General features: G+C 54.1%; 17 protein-coding genes and 1 pseudogene. 11 read left to right on the forward strand and 7 right to left on the reverse strand.

Annotated elements, in window-relative coordinates; genetic code table 11:
* Positions 1-265: 265 nt before the first annotated feature.
* Positions 266-428, forward strand: a pseudogene (locus FBY01_RS29950) (NADPH:quinone oxidoreductase); the annotation flags it as partial.
* Between the two features lie 66 nt (positions 429-494).
* On the opposite strand, the gene FBY01_RS29955 reads toward FBY01_RS29950, so the two are convergent.
* The 4 genes from FBY01_RS29955 to FBY01_RS29970 form a co-directional block, all read right to left on the reverse strand.
* Positions 495-1,298, reverse strand: coding sequence for a 2OG-Fe(II) oxygenase (locus FBY01_RS29955; protein WP_145310895.1), 804 nt, complete (start codon positions 1,296-1,298; stop codon positions 495-497).
* Between the two features lie 83 nt (positions 1,299-1,381).
* On the reverse strand, positions 1,382-2,188 hold the full coding sequence (locus FBY01_RS29960) for a glycosyltransferase family 2 protein (RefSeq protein ID WP_145310893.1): 807 nt from the start codon (positions 2,186-2,188) through the stop codon (positions 1,382-1,384).
* A gap of 736 nt (positions 2,189-2,924) precedes the next feature.
* Positions 2,925-4,058 carry an aminotransferase class V-fold PLP-dependent enzyme gene (locus FBY01_RS29965; protein WP_145310891.1) on the reverse strand — a complete coding sequence of 378 codons (1,134 nt, stop codon included), beginning with the start codon at positions 4,056-4,058 and terminating at the stop codon, positions 2,925-2,927.
* Positions 4,059-4,548: 490 nt separating this feature from the next.
* Complete coding sequence (locus tag FBY01_RS29970; protein WP_145310889.1) at positions 4,549-6,258, reverse strand: penicillin-binding protein 2; 1,710 nt, start codon at positions 6,256-6,258, stop codon at positions 4,549-4,551.
* A 501-nt stretch (positions 6,259-6,759) separates the two neighbouring features.
* On the opposite strand from FBY01_RS29970, the gene FBY01_RS29975 reads away from it, so the two are divergent.
* From FBY01_RS29975 to FBY01_RS29985, 3 genes are all read left to right on the forward strand, one after another.
* On the forward strand, positions 6,760-7,230 hold the full coding sequence (locus FBY01_RS29975) for a hypothetical protein (protein ID WP_145310887.1): 471 nt from the start codon (positions 6,760-6,762) through the stop codon (positions 7,228-7,230).
* Positions 7,231-7,391: 161 nt separating this feature from the next.
* On the forward strand, positions 7,392-7,742 hold the full coding sequence (locus FBY01_RS29980) for a hypothetical protein (protein ID WP_145310885.1): 351 nt from the start codon (positions 7,392-7,394) through the stop codon (positions 7,740-7,742).
* 401 nt (positions 7,743-8,143) lie between these two features.
* Positions 8,144-8,365 carry a hypothetical protein gene (locus tag FBY01_RS29985; RefSeq protein ID WP_145310883.1) on the forward strand — a complete coding sequence of 74 codons (222 nt, stop codon included), beginning with the start codon at positions 8,144-8,146 and terminating at the stop codon, positions 8,363-8,365.
* A gap of 218 nt (positions 8,366-8,583) precedes the next feature.
* Here the strand turns inward: FBY01_RS29985 and FBY01_RS29990 are convergent, their stop codons facing one another.
* Positions 8,584-9,066 carry an HIT family protein gene (locus FBY01_RS29990; protein WP_145310899.1) on the reverse strand — a complete coding sequence of 161 codons (483 nt, stop codon included), beginning with the start codon at positions 9,064-9,066 and terminating at the stop codon, positions 8,584-8,586.
* 232 nt (positions 9,067-9,298) lie between these two features.
* Here FBY01_RS29990 and FBY01_RS29995 point away from each other — a divergent pair, with 232 nt between their 5' ends.
* Positions 9,299-9,643, forward strand: a complete 345-nt coding sequence (locus tag FBY01_RS29995) for a VOC family protein (protein ID WP_145310882.1) — start codon at positions 9,299-9,301, stop codon at positions 9,641-9,643.
* Positions 9,644-9,778: 135 nt separating this feature from the next.
* Here FBY01_RS29995 and FBY01_RS30000 read toward each other — a convergent pair whose 3' ends face one another.
* Positions 9,779-10,027, reverse strand: coding sequence for a hypothetical protein (locus FBY01_RS30000; protein ID WP_145310879.1), 249 nt, complete (start codon positions 10,025-10,027; stop codon positions 9,779-9,781).
* 207 nt (positions 10,028-10,234) lie between these two features.
* Between FBY01_RS30000 and FBY01_RS30005 the strand changes: the two genes are divergently transcribed.
* From FBY01_RS30005 to FBY01_RS30030, 6 genes are all read left to right on the forward strand, one after another.
* A complete protein-coding gene (locus FBY01_RS30005; protein ID WP_010459105.1) occupies positions 10,235-10,576 on the forward strand; it encodes a hypothetical protein in 342 nt (113 codons plus the stop codon).
* 247 nt (positions 10,577-10,823) lie between these two features.
* Complete coding sequence (locus tag FBY01_RS30010; RefSeq protein WP_145310877.1) at positions 10,824-11,822, forward strand: acyltransferase; 999 nt, start codon at positions 10,824-10,826, stop codon at positions 11,820-11,822.
* A gap of 198 nt (positions 11,823-12,020) precedes the next feature.
* Entirely contained in the window at positions 12,021-13,010 is a 990-nt protein-coding gene (locus FBY01_RS30015) for an MBL fold metallo-hydrolase (protein WP_042932166.1), read from the forward strand.
* Between the two features lie 381 nt (positions 13,011-13,391).
* Complete coding sequence (locus tag FBY01_RS30020) at positions 13,392-13,556, forward strand: DUF2986 domain-containing protein (protein WP_010459110.1); 165 nt, start codon at positions 13,392-13,394, stop codon at positions 13,554-13,556.
* A gap of 90 nt (positions 13,557-13,646) precedes the next feature.
* Positions 13,647-14,237, forward strand: coding sequence for a DUF4157 domain-containing protein (locus tag FBY01_RS30025; RefSeq protein ID WP_145310875.1), 591 nt, complete (start codon positions 13,647-13,649; stop codon positions 14,235-14,237).
* A 19-nt stretch (positions 14,238-14,256) separates the two neighbouring features.
* A complete protein-coding gene (locus FBY01_RS30030) occupies positions 14,257-14,715 on the forward strand; it encodes a metallophosphoesterase family protein (protein WP_102593366.1) in 459 nt (152 codons plus the stop codon).
* Positions 14,716-14,808: 93 nt separating this feature from the next.
* Here FBY01_RS30030 and FBY01_RS30035 read toward each other — a convergent pair whose 3' ends face one another.
* Positions 14,809-15,873, reverse strand: a complete 1,065-nt coding sequence (locus FBY01_RS30035; protein WP_042932165.1) for an alpha/beta fold hydrolase — start codon at positions 15,871-15,873, stop codon at positions 14,809-14,811.
* Between the last annotated feature and the right edge of the window lie 215 nt (positions 15,874-16,088).

A 16,088-nucleotide genomic window follows, 5' to 3' on the forward strand; every position in this document is an offset into this window, starting at 1 on the left:
TCATGTGTGGACTCCTTCTCACGGTTGACTGCGGTTCGTGCCTTCAGTCTGGCACTCAAGATGCCGAGGTGAGGAGGAGTCCATCCCATTGCTTTGGGTCGATGTCTGCCCTTCGCGACGGGCAGACATCGGCCAAAAGCAGTCGGTCGGTCTAGTCTCCGAAATCTTTGGTTATTCAGAGCGTTCAAGGTTGTTCTAGTGAAGTCACATCGCAATTGTCATCCGGTTGGCCGAGTATCACCGCATAAACCCGGCGGTTACCCTTACCAGACACGACGTATCTGACGTTGTCGAAGAAGTGGGACCGGGTGTGATGGCCTTGGCACCAGGAGACGAAGTCTGGTACACCCCGGCCAGGAAATTATGCCGAGTGCCACGCTGCTGCAGAAAGCATTATCGGGAAGAAGTCTCCCTCGCCGAGCCATCTTTAGGCGGTAAGCCTGAGCCTGGTCGGCGGAACGGCGGGGGGGAGGCGTCCTCTCTAGCGATATAGCTTAGTTTCTCTTCTTGATTAGTTTGTTCAAATAGTACTTGAGGCTTAAACGATCTTTGGGCCTTGGCTTGTAATGTGTTTTATTTCTTTGTGCGGGGTCGGCCGCCATGGTTTGTGCGGTGTAATAATAAAGCGCTATAGACCTGCGCGTGATGTGCTCCGGAGTCGTTAAAGGCTCGGGGTGCCCATGATTACTGTCTTTGTCTGTGTTGAAAATGACACAGCGGTTATAAATTGGCAGGACTTTTTTAAGACAAGTCTTCATGTCGACATCCCAAAGTTCCAGGTTGCCGCCGTACTCCTCTTGCCAGTCTTCATTCAGATAAATTATGGCATTCAACCTGCGTTCAATATTAAGCTTTTTGTTGAGTCTGAAGTCCGAGTGAACACCTAGGAAGCCACCACTTTTCGTTTCATGCAGCCCGCCACCGATAAAGTAGGGGTCGGGTATCAAACCTTCGATGCCCGTGAGCTTTTCAAGAAACTGCAACATGGGGGCCGAGTTAAAGGCGTTGAAAACAGTCTTCAAATAGGGGGCGCATTCGTTGGGACTGATTTGTCGTTTGCGCTGACCTTTATAACCACGCTCGTAGAGCATTTCGTTGTTAGTTGGCTCGACTGGGAAGTGCGAACAGATACTCGCAATCAGGTCTTCCTGTAAAAAGTTATCGATGACTATATGCGGAAATGGCGTAGCCTGGATATAGCTACTGGCTAGCGAGTCACCCAAAGCGCTGGCGGCGCTCTGGTCGAAATCAAGCTCCGGGGAGAGGGTGATTGGTAGTGTTTGAGTGATGGGGGCCATTACCGCTCCAATAACTTAATATAAAAACCTAAGGATAATTTCAAGCCGTGTCGCACACACTACTCGCTCCGTGCCTTCAACGCTTAGCTTTGGCTGTTGTCTTTGTTAAGGCGCTTGAGAATGTTGTTGTACATTTTGGTTCGCCTATGAGTCTTTTCATAGCCACCAGCCGCTGCGACAGTGCCGGACTGAATGTGATCTAGATAGCTGAAAATTTTACGCGGCGATAACATTTCAATGACATAGCCAAGCTCGGTCATGCGGTCTTGGAGGGTGTAGCCGGGCACACGATCATCCATTGAGAAACGCAAGCCGTGCTGTTTGATAAGTTTGCAGTTCCACAATGTACAGAAACTCTTCAAGTAGACTTCTCTGTACGGTTTTGGTTCTCTGGAACGTAATCCCAAGGAGATTTTCAGGCGTCTGAAATGGTGCTTTAACAATCGTGAGCTAAACCGCCAAAGGGTTCTCGTGGTCCCACGATTTAGTTGCTCTACACAACCGACGGCTACAATGTTGTGGTTTTTCATGCATTTATTTAGCATCATTGGAAAAACATTTTTATCGAAAATAAATGTATCGGTGTGCATCAGGAGTAAATAGTCAGACTCAATCCGCTCCAACACCATGTCAAGTGCTTTGCCATGGGCGATATGGCCCTGCTCTGGTTCAGAAACAGTACGCTCGATTAAGTTGATCCAGTCAAGAGTCCGCAAGTACTCAGTACTTTCATCAGCGGAATAGTTGTCTACTACCCATATTGGAACGATACCACCCACATGCTGATGCAATAAATCCAAACATATCTTGGTAATTTCTGGTGTCTTGTAATTTACTATCACTATACTGAAGTTCTTAGCGCTTTCACCCAGAAAACTAGTGTTATTCATCGCTCAGGCACCCAGCGGTATTGTATGTAAATATAGAAATAACTGACCTATGGGCAGTTGCCGCTTATTTGTCTGCGAAAATTTTGCGTGACTATAAAACACAATTTGTTAATCCGTTTTGTCATACACTGAATAACCATAGCTTACTCAGACGTGATGGGCAGGAATAAATGCGGACTCCATCGTATAAGGACCTACTCCATCGGTAAATATCCGTGAATTAATTCGTCACATAAGGAGGCTGGTCAGGCGAGCTTCTCGGGGAAGGGTGAGCTGAGCTTACGTGTGGCGTTCACATTCGGTGTGTTAGCACCTACAGAGTCTTCCCAAGCAGGGACGTCATGCGTGTGCCGCGTTTGAGCGTGCATAGGGTGCACGCGATCCATTTTTAGGGTACGCCCACATCAGTGAATGTAACTTGGGGTTAAGGCACAAGCAGCGTCTGCTCTTGGCCGATTTTTGCCCGTTGCCACCGTCTGCAATGGGGAAATCCAAGACATTCAGCCGCCAATCATCCACCCCGCGTAAGGCTTCGTTGGAACCCTTTTCTGAGAGCGCTGAAGGGTGCACGTGTCAGTAAGACGCGTGCACGGGCGTTCCCTTGTGGTTCTAACATGACGTCCGGGCGACTAGCGTCAAATTTGTCGAAGATTAGCGCCATGGGCCGGCAGTGCCCGGGGCAGGATGCCTTCCTGGAATTCACAAGTCCGGCAGTTGCTGCGGGCACGATGAGGGCTTAGTTAACCAACACCTCGTCCAATGCCTGCTCGAGGGTGCGGACCGTGCGCTCGATATTGTGCAGCTTTTCGAGTCCGAACAGACCGATGCGGAAGGTCTGGAAGTCGGCCGGCTCGTCGCATTGCAACGGCACTCCGGCGGCGATCTGCAGGCCGTGGTTGGCAAATTTCTTGCCGCTCTTGATATCGGCATCATCGGTGTAGCTCACCACTACGCCAGGCGCCTGAAAGCCCGCTGCGGCCACGCTCTTGATGCCTTTGCCGGTCAACATTGCCCGCACCCGATCGCCCAGGGCCTGTTGTTCGTCGCGGACCTTGTCGAAACCGTAGGCTTGCGTCTCTTTCATCACTTCGTTAAATCGTGCGAGGGAATCGCTGGGCATGGTCGCATGGTAGGCATATCCGCCCTGTTCGTAGGCCTGCATGATCTGAAGCCACTTTTTCAGGTCGCAGGCGAAGCTGCTGCTTTGCGTCCGCTCGATGCGCTCGAGAGCCAACGAACTGAGCATCACCAGTGCGCAGCAAGGGGAGGCGCTCCAGCCTTTCTGCGGTGCGCTGATCAGCAGGTCGACTGCGCATTGCTGCATATCAACCCAAAGCGTGCCTGAGGCGATGCAGTCCAGCACGAACAGGCCACCCACCGCGTGCACGGCGTCGCCGACGGCCCGCAGGTACTCGTCGGGCAGGATAATCCCTGATGAGGTTTCAACGTGGGGGGCGAAGACAATCTGCGGCTTCTGCGCCTGAATGGCTGCCAGCACTTCGTCCAGAGGGGGCGGGGCGTAGGCCGCCTGGCGACCAGTCTCGACCGGTCGGGCTTTCAGCACCGTGGTGGCCGCCGGGATGTTGCCCATCTCAAGGATCTGGCTCCAGCGATAACTGAACCAGCCGTTGCGTATCACCAGGCATTGCTGGTCGGTGGCAAACTGGCGCGCCACCGCTTCCATGCCAAATGTGCCGCTGCCCGGAACCACCGCAACAGCCTGGGCGTTGTAGACCTGTTTCAAGGTCCTGGAAATGTTCTTCATCACGTCTTGAAATGACTGCGACATGTGGTTGAGCGAGCGGTCGGTGTAGACCACTGAGTACTCGACCAACCCCTCGGGATCGATACTGGGATATACCTTTGACATGGGGTGACTCCTTTGGCAGAGATGTCAGTGGTATCGACCCTGCCCTAAGCCTTGGCAAATGACAAGATTGCTCGGGATCGAATTGCGACTTCTGTCGAGCGGCTGGCATCACCTGTGGGCGGCAACGGGTTCTAACTGCGTAGATTGCGCACATGAAATACAACGGTAATAAGCAGGCAATTACCGATAACGAGTAAAACGGTGCAACTGCCCCCAGTCCGGTTGGCCGACAACGATGGTGCAACGCGGCAATCAGGTTACAACCAGTCTGTCCACTGACTGCTTATGACCGATTACAGCCTGTCGCGAAGGGCAGCAACCGACCCTCAGCGGTCGGTGGCGCGAGGTAATAAATGGCCGTGCTCTGCCGATCACTTCTTCGACGTGAATTGGCGGGTAGAATGCTAACGCGGATCAGCACACAGGGATTTGTGCTGATCAATAATCCGCACGACCGTCAGCGGCCTTACTGCTCTGACCCGACGGGTATCTAGACCGGGCCGGAACGTTCTGCGCCAACAGTGCGAGATACTGGTAAAGTTTGACTTTGGCTACTCGGTACATTTCTGATACGAAGGACATCATCAAGTACCTCCTTGAAAATCGGTGCTGCAATCGCTCCCCCGAAGTAACCCTTGGCGGAGGGCTCGTCTACCCATATAGCCATAATGAACTCAGGTGCATTGGCCGGAGCGATACCCACGAATATGGCTCTGTAGGTATTGCTTTGATATCCGCCACCGGATGCCTTGCGAGAGGTCCCGCTTTTACCCGCAATGACATAACCGTCGATAGCTGCGCGCTTTCCGCCTGCTCCAGGTCCATCGACTGCATGCACCAGCATGTCCAAAATACTGTTGGCAACCTCCGAGCTTATGACATTGCGGGGTTGCTGTGTCTCACCTTTTATTATCGATAATGGAACTAGGTTTCCATCATTGGCAAAGACGGTATATGCCTGAGCAAGTTGAGCCAGATTGACCGATAAGCTGTAGCCGTACGAAAGGCTTGCTGTGGCGATATCTGACCATACTCGCCTGGTTGGAACCGTCCCCACACTTTCCCCCGGAAAGTAGATCGAGGTGTTATCTCCGAATCCCAGCTCGATCAGTAATCGCGAAATGGCTGCTCCTCCCGTCGGTATCGCAACCTTACTCATACCCACATTAGAAGAGCGGCGGATAATACCCGGTAGGTCTAACTGTTTATCCCTACCTACATCTCGAATCGTATATCCATCAATCTTGATGAAGCCAGGTGCTATTTGAATAATTGCGTTCTTGTCAACGACGCCTGCTGTCAGAACAGCGGCCATACTGAATGGCTTTATCACTGAGCCTGGTTCATATACATCAGTAAATACGCGGTTTCGGATGGCGTCCGCGCTAAAGCTCTTACGCGCATTTGGATTGAATGAGGGCATCGTGGATAATGCTAATATCTCCCCTGTTTTGGCGTGGATTAGAATGGCACTTGCCGACCGGGCTGCATTCTCCTTAACGCTCTTCGATAATGCTTTTTCAACGTAGTACTGAAGCGTGGAGTCAATGGTTAAAAATAGATCGTCTCCAGGTATGACGGGTTTGTGCACAAGGATTTCGCGGGTGACTCGCTTGTGTAGGTTTAAGGTCCGTTCTTCCAGGCCGGCCATGCCGGAAAGTTGCTTGTTATACAGTAGCTCGATGCCTTCAATGCCTTTTTGATCAATGTTGGTAACGCCTAACGTCTGAGCCAACATCGAAGACTGGGGGTAAAATCGTTTGTAATCCTGGCGTTCATAAATGCCGGGAATAGATAATTTCAATATCTTGCTTGCCACCTGCGGATTAACCCTTCTGGCTAGATAAGCGAAGGACTTGCCTTGTGCATTCAAGCTCAAATGACTAATTAACGAGGCATCAATATCAAGATGCTCATTTAATAATATTGCCTGCTGCTTGGTTGGGGTGAACTGTTTAGGGTTTACCCACAAGGTGCTGACGGGTGTGGAAACCGCCAAGGGCTCATTGAATCGGTCAAATATAGTGCCGCGGATGGGGGCGATTTCACTAAGTCGCGTTGAGCGTTTGCGACCTTCGTTATTCAGGACTTCATGAGAAAAAATCGCAAGATAAGTAATTTTCGTCGCAAGTACGATTGAAAGGGCGTAAAAAATAGCTAAAACAATCGTAAATCGCGGATTTTGCCCGAAGAGCCTCATATAACATTCCATTTAAACGTACGGCAAAAAACCAGCTTAACTAACTAATTATTATTTTGCTTTGTAATATAAGGAAACGATTTTTCGAATGCGTATTGCTCTTCAGCTTATTGGTGGTGTGGTCTTGAATTGCGGGAATGATTACGCTGGCAACCCGGTCAGTAAAAGGGGACAGATTTATTTTTTCTGAGATGGAAAATGTCGTCGCGAAATACCGAGCTGCCGGCAACGATTGGCGGGTGCTAAATAGCGAGCTAAACCTTGGCGCAAAACTCTAGAGGGCCAAGGCATATATATCGTTAAAATCAAGCCTGACGACCCAAGATTCCGCTATGAAATGCCTAATGGAAAAGAAAATGGTGCGTACCCGAACGAATGGGTTCCTGGCGGGGAAACCAAAAGTGGGACAAAAGAAGCTGCTCTGATCGGATCAGAGAGCGTTTCCCATAATAGTGACGTGGGAACGCTGTTGAAAAATTTTGATGACTGGGAAAAGCTTCAATGAAAACCACTTTCGAAACGGCTCTAGATCAGCATGAAATCGCCGATTTTTTCAAAGGAAAAGGCATTTACTTCGCGAGGGGATCGGATTGGGGCGATCATCTTTATATCTGCAACTGGCAGGAAATGTGCGGCGTACTTAAAACGCAAAGCGCAGCGCGCAGCTTACTGACAAATATGTTTGAAGAGTATGCAAAGTACCTCGGCGAAAATTACGAAGACGCGGCAGGATTACTTTCGAACATCACAGCCTATTACGTAATAAAGCACAAGTTTGAGTTTTTATCTGCCGACAACTATGACCTTGTTAGCAGTCTCGACAGCAAAGCAAAAGAAAAAACAGGCAAGCTATTTAGACTTCTAAGGAGCGAGCATGACAAACAAAATAAAGACCTGCCAAACTACACATTCGAACAAGAAATCCAAAGGCTGGAAAAACTTGGTTGCACTACCGAGCTCGAATCCCTTTAAAGATTTAAATAAATAAAAACAAATAAAATAGGACAGGGCTAACTACGCTCCGCGTGCGCGACGTCGCCGATGAACACCTCTACAGGTCGCACGATGGTAACTACCAGAAAGACACCATGGGCAAACCACTTAACCCTCTTATCTCTGAGGACTTTTAAACCATGACCAAAATAAGCATTGCAGCGGCATCACCGACGAGTGATGAGGAAGCCACGAAATTTCTTCACCAACGCTTCAAAATGTCCCTTATTGGCTCTCAGAAGAAACTTGCCATGGGTGATAAGGGCTTCTTCTATGCCGGTGGGCTCTATGGAAATGATCACGTGCAACGCGAGAAAGAGATTCGCGACATCATCAGCTTCTTCCAGCTCAAAAAAATCGATTTGCTGATATTGGAAATTGATGATGATCAAGACTGGGGGGATCTGGGTATGGCGAACCTCGGTCAGTACGCTATTCCAGCTCAGGAATTGTTGAACGCCCTGGATTCTTCTGCGGGACTTTATCAGTAGCTCCTAGCTTATGGAAAGTAATCCCCGCAGTACACGCGGGGATTGAAACCATCTCACAGACCGGAATGGCTCCCTACATTTACCCTATTATTCAGAGTTTTCTGCAACAACTGAATCGCCACATAGATACCAAATCTGCTTGATGGCCGTAGTGCTGCCCCCGCCCCTGCATGGAGTGATGGTTGCCTGCGATTGAAGTTCGACACGCTGCAACTCTATAAGGACGACGTGCCAACCGTAAAAGTCCCATATTAGCTTGATGGTAAAAGTCCGAGTCTGGAACGCTTCACGAAAGCGTATGCTGGCTAAGGTGCAGGTGGTGGGCGATAACTCATTCCGAAACCAGGTACTACCACTATCATCAAAGTGGATGAGGTCACTGTCTTGCCGGAGAATTAACAGTGCTAACCGATCTAGAGGCGCGCGTAGCGCTCAAAGAACTGATTGAAAAATACCTCAAGGGAAACAATCCCGATTACGACCGTCTGATCGAAATTCTTCAGGATCCTTCGCGGCAGGTTCCGATCAGAGGTGTGCTTCAGAACATTAGACGGTACAACAAGGTCCAGTACACGCAGCAGGAGCTAGAGCTGATCGACGACCTTTTGTACATGTATGGGTGAGACAAAGCGTGTTGGTAGCGGGCGAATGGTTGAAATATGCACGCCGTCGATCAGCGTCAGCTTAAGCTTGGCGAGATCAACGCAAGCCGGTCGGCTCATTCTAGCCCCCATTCTGATATCTAGCATTACCCGATAGCTATCACTGATGACGGGCAGAAATCGACCAATAGCTACCGTTCACGAAGGACATCGACCCCAAACGAACAAACCCGCTCCCCCTATCTGAATGCTATTCGTAAATCATCAATAACCTGCTTGATTGACGGCCCTTGAACTTCAGGCGGCTCAGGGCTTTCTCCAAATTCACGCCAGATGAACAGCGTGAGTTCCGCTCCATCAGTCAGTGACTGGGCATTTTCGTCGCTGGCGAAAGTCTGCAAAAGCCTGTACCGGGCATCTTTCCAGAAAAGCGTCTCGACCCAGGCGTACACCGGAATGAAGTGAAAGTGGATGGGGTAGCCAGGGGCGTGACCGAATCGGCTGATGTAGAGCCATTTCGGCTTCAGCTGCCATTCAAGGGTTTTCTGGATGTTGGCCATCAGCCCACCCAACTCTGCGAGTGCACCTTCGGGAAGTTCAGCCAGTGAGTTGACCTGAGTTTTCGCCCCCAGCATCAAATAGCCGGGAAGCGCCGACGACCTATGATGATTGAGAAGCCAATGGGTGGTTTCAAGAATGACGAATTGTGGTGCTATTTCCATGTGCTGATGTCCATGGTCATGGGGCACACAGAGTATCAAGGCATCGACTGTTGTGAAGGCCACCTCTGTGCCTATGCGCTTCTCACATCGGATTAATGCCGATTCATCACTGTTTTTCAAAGGCTCGGGGCACATTCTTGGCCAAACCCCGACGCCGTACTGTGCGTCATTCTCCACCTGACGAAGCGCAAAAAAATGCGTATTCACTGACGTTTCAGTCGGCACCAATGATTTGAACAACGCCCGCCGTTTCTACGACAGCTTATTGGGCGAATTGGGCCAGAAGCGTATTGCCGACCTCGGCGACAACGGTTCTATTTGGGGCGAGAACGCACCGTTCTTCTTTGTTCTGATACCGGCGAACGACGCACCTGCCAGCGTCGGTAATGGGGTGACCATCAGTTTCGAAGCGCCGCCCCGTGCCGCCATCGACGCGTTCCATGCAGCCGCCTTGGCCGCTGGCGGTACCTGTGAATGCCTGCCGGGACCCCGTGGCTGGGCACCGAATGCCTACGCTGCCTATGCCCGTGATCTGGACGGCAACAAGAGGGCGGCCTATTGCTTCAGTCCCGATTAAAACCCGGTTCGCCTTGATTTTCGCCACCATGATCCTGTTGGACATACCCAGCAGGGCGTAGCGCGATTACCCCACTAGATGATCCACCAACGGGTGGACCGTCTCATCGACCGAGACCGGTGGCTGGGCCCGCTGTCATTGGTCGGGCGCTAGCCACGTATCCACCACCCGCCGATCCAGCTCCTCCCAACCCGCCATGCCCAACACTCGCGTGGTGTTCAACCCGCGCAAATAACCGCGCAGCTGGTTGGCGGTGGCGCGGACCAGCTCCGGGTCGAGTGGGTTTTCGCACAGCAGTACGGTTTCGTACTGGATCAAGTACTCGGCCACCCGGTCACGGAACTCGGGCAGGACGGCGTCGCGGATCAGGTCAAACGTTCTCAAGGAGAGGCCTCATCAATGTATTTCGGTTGTGATTGAGTGTGTACGAGTCTGCACGGCGCGCAACTATTGCGTGAGGTAATAGTGACAATCACGAAAGACAAGTTCTGCTTTTTCAGTAATCACCGGAAAATCGCCGCCATCGAACACAGCCCGTGACGCTGACCCGTCACGCGATGAACCGGACTTTTTATTTTCAGGATGACATCCATGCGCCCTTTATTTGTGCCTGCCATGGCGTTTGCCTCTTTATTGCTCGCCGGTTGCGCCTCTGCGCCGAACGACCCGACGCTGACCCTGCAGACCAGTAAGACACCTGCGCAATACGCCGACTGCGTCGTACCGAAATTGCAGGGCAGTGCGTTGAGCCCGACCGTCTCGCAGACCCAGCGCAGCTACCGGATCGTGGTGCCGAGCAAAGTCTCTGCGGACAACGTGCTGGAAGCCTACAAGTCCGGCAGTGGCGGCAAGGTGTTCATCTACGAGCGGCACTTGCTGGCCTCGAACTTCCTGCCGTCGAGTTTCGGACGCGCCGCCCAGGATTGCATCTGACCCCGGCCCGTAAACGTTTTTCAAGCGCTCCTTTGGTTGGCCGCAACCAACCAATTTTTTGCCCCGCACCGCCTTTCGGTCGCGGGGCTTTTTTTTGTCAGGGCCAATTCGAATCGCCATACGGCATCGATTGCCGGTCGATCTCACATGAATGAAAACAGGTTCCCGCGGCACGAAATAATCCTGTTCTCAGGACGCAAAGCATCGTAGTTTACGCGCCATAAATACAAGGACGTCAGGAGTGTAAGTGGGCGCTTATCGTTTGCTGTTGGCTATTCTTGTAGCCGTTTCTCATATGGGCAAAACGTTCGCGGGGCTTAACCCTGGCGTGGTTGCCGTGATTTCCTTTCTGATCATCAGCGGCTTTGTAATGACCTCGCTCATTGAGCGCAATTACAAGGCGCCGCAGAAAATCGGGCTGTTCTACATGGACAGGGCCTTGAGGCTTTACCCTCAATTCCTGTTCTACTTCCTGGCATCGTGCGCCGTGATTTATTGCCTGCTGCCCGGCACGCCTCAAGCCGCCGAGCTGACGCTCGGGAACATCGCGGCGAGCCTCACGATGGTGCCCCTCGGCTTCTACATGTTCGGGCTCGCCGGGCCGCTGATTCTGCCGCCGGCCTGGTCTCTGGGGCTGGAGATGTGTTTCTACCTGGTGATTCCATTCCTGTTGATCTACAAGGTGAGGGGCGTTGCGTTTGTCTTGTCTGTCGCCGTATTTATGACCGCGTGTCTTGGTTTCCTCAACACCGATGTGTACGGCTATCGCCTGTTGCCGGGCGTCTTGTTCATGTTCCTGTGCGGCAGCTACCTGTACAAACCGCAGGCGAAGGGTTTAGCGATCGCTGCCGGCACTGCCGTGGTGGCTGCCTTGATGTTTGCGGCCATCGAAGCGGGACTGATTGAGCGCCGACCGTTTAACGCGGAGGTGACGGCGGGCATCGCCTTAGGCATCCCGGCCGTGTACGTGCTGACGAAACTCAAGTTTCACCGGGTTGACGAATTCCTCGGGGACATCAGCTATGGCGTGTTTTTGAATCACTTTGTGGTGATGTACTTCCTGCGTGCTTTCTGGCCGGTTGCCTACGACGCGCACATCGTTGCCGCCGTTCTGATCCTGTCGTTCGGGTTGAGTTGCGTTTCGTACTACAGCATCGAACGGCCGGCGCTGAAACTCCGCCATGCGCTTCGGGCGGGCGCGAGGTTCAGCGTGGGTAAACGGCGAGGCGGCGAAAAGGTGGCTTAGTGCGTGTGACTTCGTAGAGCCCGTCTCCACACTTTTGCATGAAACGATCACGCTAAGGTGCAAGCTCACCATACCCAGGTATGGTAGCTGGCGTGGTGCGTCGCGATGCAGACTCGATTCCTGAACGATCAGTCCCTTTCACCTCGAGAGAGTGGCTTTCGCTTAAGACCCCTTGAGTCAGGCAATCGGAGAATAACCATGACGACCCATCTGAACATCCCCACCCCAAAGGATGGAGCATCTCAGCCAGTGAGCGGTCAGCCGGACTCCGGCTTAAGCTTGTACACCACCTCGAATTTCGGCGGAACGGGGGCGCAAGAGATGGTTTCTTCGCGCTATGCCCTGCGAGTCGGCGAGATTGACGTACTGGTGATCAGCGATGGGGTGCTGCCGCTGCCGACGTCGACGATGTCCACCAATGTCGACCCCGCCGATCGCGAGGCCTGGTTCAAGGATCAATACCTGGGGCCGGACGCATTCGATTGGCCGCTCAACGTTCTGGTGCTGCGCAGCGGCGACCAGACCATCCTGGTCGACGCTGGGCTGGGTGGGCAATTCCCCGGCTTTCCGCGGGCCGGGCAGTTCCCCAAGCGTCTGGAGTCGGCCGGCATCGACCTGGCGTCGGTGACCGACGTGGTGATCACCCACATGCACATGGACCATATCGGCGGGCTGCTCGTCGATGAGGTGAAGAACCGGTTGCGTCCTGATGTGCGAATTCACGTTTCGGCGACCGAGGTCGATTTCTGGGCGACTCCCGACTTCACCCAAACCACCATGCCGACGCCGGTGCCCGACGTTTTGCGGTCCACGGCCCAGCAGTTCATGGATGCCTTCCACAACCAGCTGAAGACGTTCGAAGACGAATATGAGGTGGCACCGGGCGTGGTCGTCAAGCTGACCGGCGGCCACACTCCGGGGCACAGTGTGGTCTACGTGAACTCCGGCGGTGAGCGGTTGACGTTCGCAGGCGACGCGCTGTTCCCGGTCGCCTTCGAGCACCCTGAATGGCACAACGGCTTTGAACATGACCCGGAGGAAGCGTATCGCGTGCGCGTTCGCCTGATGCGCGAGGCGGCGGCGAGCGGCGAGCTGTTTGTCGCCACACACCTGCCGTTCCCCTCCGTTGGTCGAGTGGCCATCGACGGTGATGCCTTTCGCTGGATCGCGGCCATCTGGGACTATTGATCGCTCGCCGGAGCCGGACCTCCGTTCAGGCCAAGGCCGCCCGCTGGTGCGGGAAAAGCCGGCTTGGCGGGGGGGCGCACCCTTTGCCGGGCCAGCACTAAGCTGGCCCAAGGCGTATCAACACGGCGCAATGCCGGGCACACGGTCCCTCGATGCGATCTCGAACGACGGCATCGCCTATCAGCCTACGGAACCGCCATTGCTCGACCCTCACCTTCTGAGAGAGGCCAACACTGCGCTTCTCCAGATCACAGGCGCATTGCGGGTCGTTCAGCAGCACCTGTCTATTTTCCGCGTTGTGCACCCTGTGCGCCCCCCGGGGATCGGGTCCGGCCATTTAAGCTGATATCATTCGGGCGCTGACACACCGAGTGGAAAACCATGAATCGTCAAAAGAAAATCAAGCAGCTATTAAAGGCGCATGCCAAAAAAGCCAGTGCCAAACTGGCACCGGCAAGCAAGTCTAAATACATCAGCAAGGCTGATCGATTGAAGCTCGCGGCTGAATCCACTCTCGACCCCACCACTTCCTCTGAGAGCGAGTGAGTTGCAGGAAACAGTGGTCTGTCGTGTCCAGCGATGTTTTGCCGACACGCCGATTCACTGTTAGCGCCGCATCCGTCCCTGGAGCGTCCAATGCCGCCCATCATCACGCGCCTGGTGGCGCTTGTTGTTCTTTGCCTGACGCTTGAAGTGCCAGCCCAGACCGGCGCCTGCCCGGCTGGCGAGAAGCAAGTGTGCCTGGACGGCTGCATCTGCCTGCCAGACATGGGACTGACGGATGACCTTTACCAGATCGCCGCGCCAGCCTTGGCGCTGTGGCTGACCCAAGCCCGCGCCGACGCCGCCGTCACCGGCCTGCAACCCATTCCACCGCACATCCGGGAGCAATTGCTGCGCTGGTACGATCCCGTCGTCCTTGATGCCGCACGCTACAAAGTCAGCGATAACGGCCAGTTCAACGCCGCCACTGCCATGCTGCAAAACCCCGATGTCGGTGCCGTGACGCTGATCGACATCATCCTCTTCCGGGATGCTGAAACCGCAGAACAGAACATCGTGCTCTGGGCGCACGAGCTCAAGCATGTGCAGCAGTTCCAGGAATGGGGGGTAGAAGGATTTGCCCAGCGGTATACACAAGATTTCAATGCGGTAGAGGCGCCGGCTTATGCCATACAGGCTGAGGTCAGGCGGACGTTGCGGGACGGAGCTGTCACTCATCCTTGAACCTGATCTGGAGCGGCGCATGAAAGTTGGTGTGATTTCCGATACTCACGGCTTGCTCCGTGCCGAAGCCCTGGCTGCCCTGGCGGGTTGTGAGCGGATCATTCACGCGGGTGACATCGGCAACGCCGACATTCTCGATCAACTCAAGGCTATCGCTGCGCTGTACGTTGTCCGTGGGAATAATGACCTGGACGCCCCGTGGGCAGAAAAACTTCCTGACCTTCTTCGTTTTGATCTCGACGGATGGGAAACGCTGCTGGTGCATGACATCGCCGATGTCCCGGCCGCGCTCGACTCAGCCATCAAGCTGGTGATCACCGGTCATTCGCACAAGCCACGGATAGAGTGGCGTGGCGACCGGCTTTACCTCAATCCCGGCAGTGCGGGGCGGCGGCGTTTCAAGCTGCCGGTGACGCTGGCGCTGCTGGATGTGTTCGAAACGTCCCTGGAGCCGCGTCTGGTGTCTTTGCTGGAATGATGTTCAGAACGGGGTCGGCGGAATTTTTTCCAACATAAAACGGCTCGTTGATAAAACGAGCCGTCGTTGTGAAAGGACTATTTCAGATCGGCCTCAAAGGTGATCCGCATCAATCACCGCCTTGGCGAACGCCTGTGGATCTTCCTGCGGCAAGTTGTGACCGATGCCGCCGCTGATCAGCCGGAATTCGTATTTGCCGGTAAAGCGCTTGGCGTAATCCTCGGGGGCTGGGTGCGGCGCACCGTTGGCATCGCCTTCAAGGGTGATGGTCGGCACGCTGATGGACGGCGCCGTGGCCAGTTTCTGTTCGAGCGCCTCGTATTGAGGCTCGCCCTGGACCATGCCCAGGCGCCAGCGGTAATTGAAGACGGTGATCTCGACGTGGTCGGGGTTGTCCAGGGCCTTGGCGCTGCGGTCAAACGTGGCGTCATCGAACGCCCATTTTGGCGACGCCAGTTGCCAGATCAGCTTGGCAAAATCATGAGTGTTTTTCTCGTACCCGGCACGACCACGGTCGGTGGCGAAGTAAAACTGGTACCACCATTGCAATTCGGCCTTGGGTGGCAGCGGGTTCTTGCCGGCCGCCTGATTACCGATCAGGTAGCCGCTGACCGAAACCAGCGCCTTGACCCGCTCTGGCCACAGCGCCGAGACGATGCCGGCGGAACGTGCGCCCCAGTCATAGCCACCGAGCACCGCTTGTTTGATCTTCAGCGCATCCATGAAATCAATGACGTCACTGGCCAATGCGGCCGGTTGGCCGTTGCGAAGGGTTTTATCGGACAGGAAATGCGTATCGCCATAACCACGCGCATATGGCATCAGCACGCGATAGCCCTTCGCTGCAAGCAGCGGGGCGACTTCGTCATAGCTGTGAATGTCATACGGCCAGCCGTGCAGAAGGATCACCACCGGACCATCAGCCGGGCCTGTTTCGGCGTAGGCCACGTTCAGCAGTCCGGCCTTGATGTGCTTCAGCGGGCCGAACGGGGAGGGTGTGGCCTGAGCGGCGTCGGCCTTGATCGCCGCCGGCTGCACGGTGGCGCTCGTTTGTGCGTGGGCCGCACCGAGCGCGCCGAACAGGGCGAATGCCAGGATCGACGAGCTGACCAGGTGGCGACGAGTCATGCCGGTTTTGTTCTGCATTGCCATCTTCATGGTGATGTCTCCGTTGCAAGGCGTTGGCCAGGGGTTCTGGCTGAGCCCCTTGAAACCTTGAAAACATTTGAACGCGGCGACGTATCTGGCCTGTGTCGAAACGCAGGCCCGGTGAAAACGCATGTATCAAGAGGGTAGCCGTACACACTCTGATACACAGCGACGCAGGGGGGGCGGTGTCATCTTGGTGTCACCTAAGGCATGGCAGGATCATC

The sequence above is a fragment of the Pseudomonas sp. SJZ077 genome (assembly GCF_007993905.1).
Classification (GTDB): Bacteria; Pseudomonadota; Gammaproteobacteria; order Pseudomonadales; family Pseudomonadaceae; genus Aquipseudomonas; species Aquipseudomonas mandelii.